The sequence below is a fragment of the Neisseria sp. HMSC061H08 genome, assembly GCF_001836795.1.
Lineage (GTDB): Bacteria > Pseudomonadota > Gammaproteobacteria > Burkholderiales > Neisseriaceae > Neisseria > Neisseria subflava_A.
On sequence record NZ_KV830561.1, the window covers coordinates 1 to 2,880 of the forward strand.

General features: G+C 47.8%; 4 protein-coding genes and 1 pseudogene. 3 read left to right on the plus strand and 2 right to left on the minus strand.

Going from position 1 to position 2,880, the window contains the following annotated elements; genetic code table 11:
• Both HMPREF2675_RS04005 and HMPREF2675_RS04010 read right to left on the minus strand, forming a co-directional pair.
• Positions 1-206, minus strand: a pseudogene (locus HMPREF2675_RS04005) (transferrin-binding protein); the annotation flags it as partial.
• 212 nt (positions 207-418) lie between these two features.
• Positions 419-1,042 (minus strand): biliverdin-producing heme oxygenase, encoded by a 624-nt coding sequence (locus HMPREF2675_RS04010; protein ID WP_070814140.1) that lies wholly within the window; start codon positions 1,040-1,042, stop codon positions 419-421.
• A 452-nt stretch (positions 1,043-1,494) separates the two neighbouring features.
• Here HMPREF2675_RS04010 and HMPREF2675_RS04015 point away from each other — a divergent pair, with 452 nt between their 5' ends.
• Genes HMPREF2675_RS04015 through HMPREF2675_RS11355 form a run of 3 tightly spaced genes read left to right on the plus strand, consistent with a single transcriptional unit; the run spans position 1,495 to position 2,803 of the window.
• Positions 1,495-1,866, plus strand: coding sequence for a gamma carbonic anhydrase family protein (locus HMPREF2675_RS04015; protein WP_070814141.1), 372 nt, complete (start codon positions 1,495-1,497; stop codon positions 1,864-1,866).
• Between the two features lie 39 nt (positions 1,867-1,905).
• Entirely contained in the window at positions 1,906-2,505 is a 600-nt protein-coding gene (locus HMPREF2675_RS04020; RefSeq protein WP_070585807.1) for a Maf family protein, read from the plus strand.
• A 25-nt stretch (positions 2,506-2,530) separates the two neighbouring features.
• Positions 2,531-2,803, plus strand: a complete 273-nt coding sequence (locus HMPREF2675_RS11355) for a hypothetical protein (RefSeq protein ID WP_168167153.1) — start codon at positions 2,531-2,533, stop codon at positions 2,801-2,803.
• Positions 2,804-2,880 lie beyond the last annotated feature (77 nt).

Consider the following 2,880-nt stretch of genomic DNA (forward strand, 5'->3'; position numbering starts at 1 on the left):
TCTTCAGCTTTCTTGGCTTCTTCAGCTTTCTTAGCGTCTTCTGTTTGTTTTGAATCACCTCCTCCGCCCGAGCCGGAATTATTGCCCGGCTGTTGCGGAGTCGGTGCAGGCTGTGCAGACGGCGTACCACCACCGCTTGAACCGCATGCACTCAATGCGATGCTGCAGGCAATCGCCAACATACTTAATTTAAATGATTCCTTCATGGTAAAACTCCTGAATTTGATAATGGTATTTTGGAATGATGGTGATAAAATATTTGATAATTATTTACATCAAACCAATTAAAAAATACCGCAGATGCGGATAACCAAACAATACAACACTTACACCAGCATGAAGGTCGTCTAAAAACAGAATTTATGAATCCGCGTATACAGATGTGTTTCAGACGACCTCTACTTATATCGTCAAACCATTAATGACGGTGCGGAACAAAGCCTTCCGGAGCTTCCGCACCTGCAGGCAGGCCAAATGTTTCGCGCAGAACGACTTTGTAGAACGCAAATGCATCTTTTGCACCTTGAATCGCTTCGGCTTCAGCTTCAGGACTTAAACCCAAAGCATTCAGATGCTCGACAAAAGCACGCCAATGTTTGCCGCGGCCGTTCGGATGGGGGGCGAGGTGGCGCGCGCCGTGTTCGCCGGTGTAATCCAGTTTTTGCGCGTGTTTAAACAAAAATGCTGCACCCAAATTGGAACCTTCGGCGCAATACAGCCAACCGATGGCTTTGTTGCCGGTTTCATGCAGCAACGGTTTACCGTATTCGTAAGGTTTGTCGCCCAAATCAGCCAAGTCTTGCGTTACCGCGTCGTAACGCGCCATGTATTCCAGCTCAGGAATGGCTTTGTTCAACTCGGAGTCTTTATAAATATGATCGACCGCTTTGTGGAACACGGATTGCAGTTTCAAAAATTTGATGTAATTCTCTTTGTTGGTAAACGGCTCGACAGACATAACCAAGTTGTCCACGCTATCGTGAATAGTTGTAGTTTGCTCTTTCAGCCGTTTGGCAAAAGTCAGCTCTTGTGTTTCGCTCATGTGAATATCCTTCATACAGTTTCAGACGACCTTCCGGCCGCCTTTATTTAAACAAGGTGGATTGGATAGATTTGAAAACGGACACGGGATGGAAGCCAAGGTTTGTGGGATTGGAAACCCACCAAACCTGGTTGAAAACAAACCATCGGGTTTCGTTATTTTATGAAATATTTTTTAAAAATATATATCATTCCAATTCAAATGGCAAGAGAATGGTTTGCAGCTACTTGCAACTACAAGATAATAACGGACAATTTTCCACCTTCGGCAAACAAGAGAGGCAGGCTTAACGGAAAATGATTCCTTAACCATAAAAAATATTGTTTACAAAGACATGACGAAATCTCGGCAGACGCCGTCCTTGCCTCACCTGCGTCAAAACGGCATACTTTCGCCATACCGAGCCGCAGGTCGTCTGAAACCTGCCACACTGTCAAAAAGGAAGAAACAACATGAACCCTATCCGCCCTTTCTTAGACCATACTCCGCAAATTCACGAATCCTGCCTCATCGACGAGACCTCCGTCATCATCGGCGAAGACGTAACCGTCGGACACAAAGTCATGCTGCACGGCTGCCGCATCGGCGATCGTGTGTTGATTGGGATGGGTACGATTATTCTGGACGATACCGTCATCGAAGACGACGTAATGATAGGCGCAGGCAGCTTGGTGCCGCCACGCAAACGTTTGGAAAGCGGCTATCTCTATGTCGGTTCGCCCGTCAAACAAGTCCGCCCGCTGACCGAAAAAGAAAAAGAATTTTTGAAATATTCTTCCGCGCATTATGTGCGCTTGTCCGGCCAACACAAACAGTCAAAATAATTTTCAGACGGCCTTATATCCCCTAAAAAAGAAAGTTTTATGCACACACTCTACCTAGCCTCCGGCAGCCCGCGCCGCCGCGAAATTCTGGAAAACTTAAGATTCAAAGTTATCCGTATCCCTGCCGACATCGACGAAACGCCGCATTCCGACGAAAAAGCCGCCGATTATGTGCAACGTATGGCGCAGGAAAAAAATGCCGCCGCTGTCGAGCAATGGTTAGCCACACACGACGCGTCGCCCGAATATCCGATTCTGACCGCCGACACTACGGTCGCCTATCAAAACCACATTCTCGGCAAATCGGAAACCGAAGCCCAAGCAGCCGAAATACTCGCCCGGCTTTCAGGGCAGACGCATCAGTTGCTGACTGTCGTATGCGTATATTGGCAAGGGAAAACGCACGGCGTTTTGCAAACCAGCGATGTACGTTTCAAAACCTTGTCTGCCGAAGAAATATCCGCCTATATCCGAAGTGGCGAACCGATGGACAAAGCGGGCGCGTATGGCATTCAGGGTTTGGGCGGCGTGTTTGTCGAGCATTTGCAAGGCAGCTTTACAGGCGTGATGGGCCTGCCCGTTTACGAAACGGTCGGCTTGTTGGAACAATTCGGATTGAGTATTCCCCCATTTGCCTGATTTTAAATACCTTCAAACAAACATTATGAAAACATACGTCTTCCCCTTTTTATCCGCAGTATTCCTTCTCGCTGGCTGCACCACTTTTTCAGACGACGGTACACCCGCCATCCGCAAAGGCAACGACAGCATCCTCTCTTTCGGGAAGCTTGGCTCCGCTATAGAAGATGCGCCTGCAGGCGGCTGGGTCATGCTCGGCGATCAATACACCTATGAGACCTTTGCAAAAAAGTCCTTCCCCCGACAGCCGAAATCTAAACAAAGATTTTCGGCTGTTTTTGTTTCGAATATCCACTGATTCTACTTAAATACCCCCCTTAATCCCCCTTGGATACCTGATAATCAGGCATCCGGCCGCCTTTTAGGCAGCAACAG